General features: G+C 36.1%; 3 protein-coding genes and 2 pseudogenes. 3 read left to right on the top strand and 2 right to left on the bottom strand.

Features of this window, described 5'->3' with window-relative positions:
* Positions 1 to 855 precede the first annotated feature (855 nt).
* Positions 856 to 996, bottom strand: a complete 141-nt coding sequence (locus tag ACFIKE_RS08045) for a hypothetical protein (RefSeq protein WP_375649143.1) — start codon at positions 994 to 996, stop codon at positions 856 to 858.
* A gap of 857 nt (positions 997 to 1,853) precedes the next feature.
* Here ACFIKE_RS08045 and ACFIKE_RS08040 point away from each other — a divergent pair.
* From ACFIKE_RS08040 to ACFIKE_RS08030, 3 genes and pseudogenes are all read left to right on the top strand, one after another.
* On the top strand, positions 1,854 to 2,591 hold the full coding sequence (locus tag ACFIKE_RS08040; protein ID WP_375649140.1) for a hypothetical protein: 738 nt from the start codon (positions 1,854 to 1,856) through the stop codon (positions 2,589 to 2,591).
* A 92-nt stretch (positions 2,592 to 2,683) separates the two neighbouring features.
* Positions 2,684 to 3,217, top strand: a complete 534-nt coding sequence (locus tag ACFIKE_RS08035; protein ID WP_375649138.1) for a hypothetical protein — start codon at positions 2,684 to 2,686, stop codon at positions 3,215 to 3,217.
* Between the two features lie 942 nt (positions 3,218 to 4,159).
* Positions 4,160 to 4,393 (top strand): annotated as a pseudogene (locus ACFIKE_RS08030) (DnaJ domain-containing protein); the annotation flags it as partial.
* Between the two features lie 858 nt (positions 4,394 to 5,251).
* Here ACFIKE_RS08030 and ACFIKE_RS08025 read toward each other — a convergent pair.
* Positions 5,252 to 5,531, bottom strand: a pseudogene (locus tag ACFIKE_RS08025) (exonuclease); the annotation flags it as partial.

Genomic DNA, 5,531 nt, shown 5'->3' with positions numbered 1-5,531 from the left:
GTGGTAGAGCACTCCCTTGGTAAGGGAGAGGTCGAGAGTTCAATCCTCTCTCGCAGCACCATTTTATTCTTCTTTTGCCTCTCTCTTCTTGCCTCTATAAGCCTTCCCTATAAGCATAAATCTTTTCCTCCAGCCTTTATCGGCTTCATCAAATCCCCCATCCTTTAAACCACGCGCTTCAATGGCTACAAATCAATGGTTTCAAAATCAATGGACTGAATGACGCGCTTAATCTCCAAAATGCTTTATGAGCGGCTTTTGAAATTGACACCCCCCAAAGAATATTTCCCCTCCCATTACCTCCCCCTTTTTTCCTTGCCCTCCTCTTTCCTTTCTGTAAGATGCCCCCCTTATCCTTCTCTTTGCCAAGCCTCACTATTCCCCCTCTTGGCACCCTTACCCCTTTCTAACATTTTTATTTCTTGAATATTTTTCCCCCACAAGCTCACCCCGCTTGTAATATGCAGACAAACGATTTTACTTGATTCAATAAATATAAGAGAATTTGAATAAGAAGGTTTAAAATAAGAACATCTCACACTATTTCAGGCTCTCATTGAAATTCAAATTGAATCTCAATAATAAATTATTATAAACTCATTGTTTGAACACATCCCATTGATACCCTTAAAGCCCCCCCCAAACCAATAATCTCATCTTTCTCGCCTCTCTGTCCACCTCAAGCAGTACAAGCATTCCCTCTAAAAATTAGAATAAGCTTCATCGATCCTATTCGTCATTTACAACAGATCTAACAGAGCCATTTCCAGAACCTCCTCTCAACTCAATTCCTTCCCCATTCTCCCCTTTCATGACCAAAAGAAAAACCAAACAGCGATACCCCCCTCAAAGCTTTCAATAAGCCACCCCACGCTCCCATAAGCCACCCCAACGGCTCCCCATATGCCAAACACCCCACATACCAGCCATCCCATATACCAGAAAATTAATAGCCCGCCGTTTCAAAGAAGATCCCTCATTACCAATTTTATACACTATGATTTTCCACGTGCTCTAAGCCACTCCTCTTTCAAGACGCTCTTTTTTATACGAATACTTTAATTTATACGGATAGCGTTATTCCTCTTGCAGAAGAACCCTAAGAGCGAAGAATTCTCTTCCCCTCTATTCTATTGAAATCAAACACCCCTCTTCGCTTACAGTTCACAAGGCTTACAGTTCACAAGCAGAAAGATCCGTATGGCATAAAACTTTTCAAGAAAAGCCTACCTTTTATGAAAAGTCCCCCCACAGTGAATGAGATTATGAATCATCCCAAGAGCTAAAGCCCATGTCGCAATCTTGAGAACGAGCTCAAGATGATACCAACTTACTTTTTCATAAAGTAAAGATGAGGTGTGCAATATTTATAATCTACATTTATAATCCACGAGGTTTTATCGTTACCTCTCACGATACCATTTACAAGCCCCAGCATGAAGTTCACGAACGCCGGTATGAAATGGGCATGAAATGAGTATAAAAAGAGCTTGGAGCAAGATGTCTCTTTAAAACAAGCGCATGACTATGCACAACAAGTATATTTCGTTTAGAGCATTTTGGATATTTCCCACTCCCGCCCTAGAACAAACATTTTGGTGACAGGACCTCCCTTATATTTTCTGCATATTTTCTACTGCCCTTGTCTCCTCTGTCCTTGTCTCCTCCAAAGAATAAAAAGTCTCCTCCAGCGAATAAAACCCCGCATGTGCGGGGTTTTATCCTGTACTACACCCTTATTTAGATACAGTATGATCACTATCGCTGTTTTCATTAAATACATTTTTTACATATATTTTCAACACAAAAATAACACATATTGATTTATTCAACAAAAATCATTAAACGTTAAAATGATGAAATTATTATTCAAAACGTACGTCATAATATTTATAACGTTTTTTTCTGTATCCCTATTATTGGGGTGTACTCAAGTAAGCGACCTTTCTGAATACGATAGGCTTTACCAAAAATATGTCCATGAAAATTACACTCCTTCAGCATATTCTCAGAAATTAGAAAAAGCAAAAAAAGAGGTAGAATATTTAAAAGCGTATATAGAAAAAACTGTAGACATACCCCATGACAAAAGTCAATTTTGGAGACATTTAATAACATTGCCCAGTAATCCTCCAGAATTTAATATTTTTAAACATTATCACATATTGCTTGTTTTTTGTGGACGCTTTTTTGATTTATGGCAAGGTGATAAAACGATGCCCACACTTACATTTAACGATTTACCAACAAGACTTAGAGCTTTTGAAGCTGACGGGATGAAACACATGAAAAATTGGAATTATGTAGAAAGATTTTTCCGCGACGCAAAGTTTGAAACAAACTTTGATGATCCAATGTTTGCGTACGCAGAAAAATTTTTGGATTCTCCCAATGGCATTAGTCGAAAAGAACAAACTCTTCAGACAGAACGGCTCATAATAGAGTATAATCTCCAACGTTTTCAAAACACAGCAACAATGTGCGTTATGGCTAGATCGGTATACCTTGCAATGATGCCCAAAGAAAATGTAAAACCGCCCGTAAGATATAGCACTTTTGAAAAATGGAAGCAGTATTTAAAAAATCTTTAAACGGATAATAAAACGCCTTTCAAAATACTTCTAAAGAACCATTAAGCCCTCTCACAATGACTATAATCAAGCACAAAAAGGGTATAAAAACAATGTTAATTAAACAGTCTTTATTGAGAAGCGTCTTAATTATCACCCTTTTAACAACGCATCTTTTTTATTCTTCAAAGGGATATACTCATTCAAATGAACTATTCTCTTCAAAAGAGATTACAGAAAGAGAGAGATTATTCCGCATTTTCCTCGTTAATGGAAGTAGCTGGTGGTCAGAAAAATTCTACCAAATTCTCTGGATAGAAAAAACATTTTTTTTGGAAAACAAGTGGCGGTCATCGCAACGGCTTTATGAAAAACATGTCAATATAATAAAAAAATGGCAGAATATAATCAAAAAACGACATCATGTATTTAATACTCTGTGTAGCCTTATAGAATTAGAAATAGATGCAATGCGACATGTGAATGAAGCAAAACACTCTAATGAGCATACCCATCTCTCAAACCGTATGAAACACATAGAGACATATCAAGAGCGTATAGCTAAAAACAAGAAAGAACTTGAGAAACTTGATCATGAAATTGAGATCTTATACAGAGTTATCATAGAATATACAAAATTACCATAAACCTTGATCTATTCATTCCATAACTTTATGAAAAGTGCTTCTCAAAGGGTATCCTGCATTTTCAAGCATTTTGAACTATCTATCGCCATCTTGAGATACAAAGTGCCAAAGTACATACAATTTTTTGTATTTTACCAACACAAAAATAACACATATTGATTTATTCAATAGAAATTACTTATCAAAGCTCGTTAGAAACAAAAGATAATAAATACCCTATGTTTAAACACTTTATTTTATTTGCTATAGCAATCAGCGCTGTTTTTATTCACGCATCATACAACCCGTGGATGTAGAAAAGACGAATTTTTTGTTGGGAATACTTCTCCGATCAATTGTATTTCCAAAGAATATATAAAACAAAAAATAGAAAAGAAGATATTGGAAAAAGAACACGAAAGATAATGGTTAGAGCTTGAAAAATTTGCTGTTATTGCTTGTCCAAGTAGAGAGTTTCCTGTTTACCCTGTTTTTTCTATTATCGATTGTATTTCAGAGGAAGAACCCAAACAAAATCGTTTTAATAAAGATAAAATCAATATAATGTACTTATTCATGCAATGCTTTATCGTAGGATTCATCATAACAACGATAACGTCCGTTCCCATTAGTTTACTTTGGCGTTTTAGATTTAAGGTTCCTGCCTGTTTATTTACAATAATGACAACCTTGGATTATTGCCGTCCCTTTATATTTGATTTATCGTTTCTCTTTTAATCTATTTTTTTAAAAAATACTTCTAAAACATTAAAAAAACCTGCTTTTTCAAGCGTTTTGAACTGTATCTCCCCTCATTTAGATACAATAGCCCCAAGTACAGCCCCACCATTCAATACGATTTTCACCATACTTTAAACATAAGATAATACCCATTGATATATTCAACAAAAATCAGTTAAGCTATCCTATAAAATAAGAGCAATACACAAGTAGCAGTATTTAATGATATTAAATGAAGATGATTATTATGGAATTCTTGATGTAAGCTACGAATGCAACGATAAACAAATAAAATCTGCTTTTCGTAAATTAGCTCTGTAATACCATCCTGATCATAATCCTAGTACCGAAGCTAAACAAAAGTTCAGAAAAATTCTTGAAGCCTATGAAGTTCTTAAAGATCCTCAAAAGAGAGCTGCTTACAATCAGTTCTATCATAAAACCTCTGAAAACAATCACAAAACATATGAAAGTAATCACAAGACTTCTGAAAGAAGTAGAAACCAAGAGAACAGAATAAGAGATAATATAAATATAAATAATATCAAGCGTGTAATTTTCATTACTTTTGGAATAACGCCTCTAATTTATGGTACAATTTCACTCTTTACGTGGAATATACCACTAGGAATAATAAGTATAGGGTTATTAATTCTCGTCAGTATAAAAGGATATTTGGTAAAGATTGGTAAATTGATATTCTGGCTCATACTCATACAACAATTTTTAATGTTTACCAGATTTATATTGAAAATTATCTCATGAAAATGCTTTTGAAGAGTATTAAGAGCGACCCACAGTGAATTCATAAAATGTGGTCATTTTTGATTTTCTATAACAAGGTAATGTAGAGAAACATAAAGATTATAATATCTCTATCCGTTCTTTCCCTATTCTCCCGTTTTCCCCACCCCTTTATTTTCTTCCACAATCCGCCCGCCACCCTTTCCCCCAACAAGCCCACTTGACTCCACACAGACTTTTTCTCATGCTCCTACATTCTTTTCCCCATATCGGCTAAAAAATCCCCCTAACCTCGCAAAGCACCCGCAAGTTTCTCATCCATAAGCTCTTCTCTTCATGCCCCCCCTGTCTCATATCAGCCCCCCAATTCCCCTTATCTCCCCCCCCTTAACACGCAACACAAAAGCTCCCAGCCCCCCCCCCGGATCTCGACGTCTAAACATCTGTCTCACTTCTCCCGTCAAACATCTCCTTCCATTTTCCAGCATGCTTTACCTATCACTTCAAGCTCCCTACTTGCGTGCCCAGAAAACACAAAAAACAGCTCTTTCCCCCCTTGAACGTACCTTTTTATAGAACTTTGCCTCTCCTCAACACTGCACACGATCCCCCTCTTCCCCGCCTCATTCTTGTTTTGCCCTCCAGCAGACGCTTTGTATTCGCTCCCCGCTCTCTGTTTTTCATTTCCTTCAAAGAAATTTCTGTCCTTATATGAAAATCTGTCCCAATACTCTTAATTTGCTGTACCATCTTCTCCAAAGCCTCATTAAAACGGCTAATTTCATTTTCCAGCTTGCAAATATACGCTTTATTACGATAAGGAGGTTTAATTAAAGGAGGCATATAAGGC

Origin of the sequence: Bartonella sp. MU70NMGDW, assembly GCF_042194085.1 — a bacterium.
Classification (GTDB): Bacteria; Pseudomonadota; Alphaproteobacteria; order Rhizobiales; family Rhizobiaceae; genus Bartonella; species Bartonella grahamii.
This window is presented reverse-complemented; position numbering and strand designations above follow the sequence as displayed.

Bases quoted from the DNA above. Each gene is read 5' to 3' on its own strand.
- ACFIKE_RS08040 (WP_375649140.1), top strand. From the start codon at position 1,854: ATGATGAAATTATTATTCAAAACGTACGTCATAATATTTATAACGTTT.
- ACFIKE_RS08035 (WP_375649138.1), top strand. From the start codon at position 2,684: ATGTTAATTAAACAGTCTTTATTGAGAAGCGTCTTAATTATCACCCTT.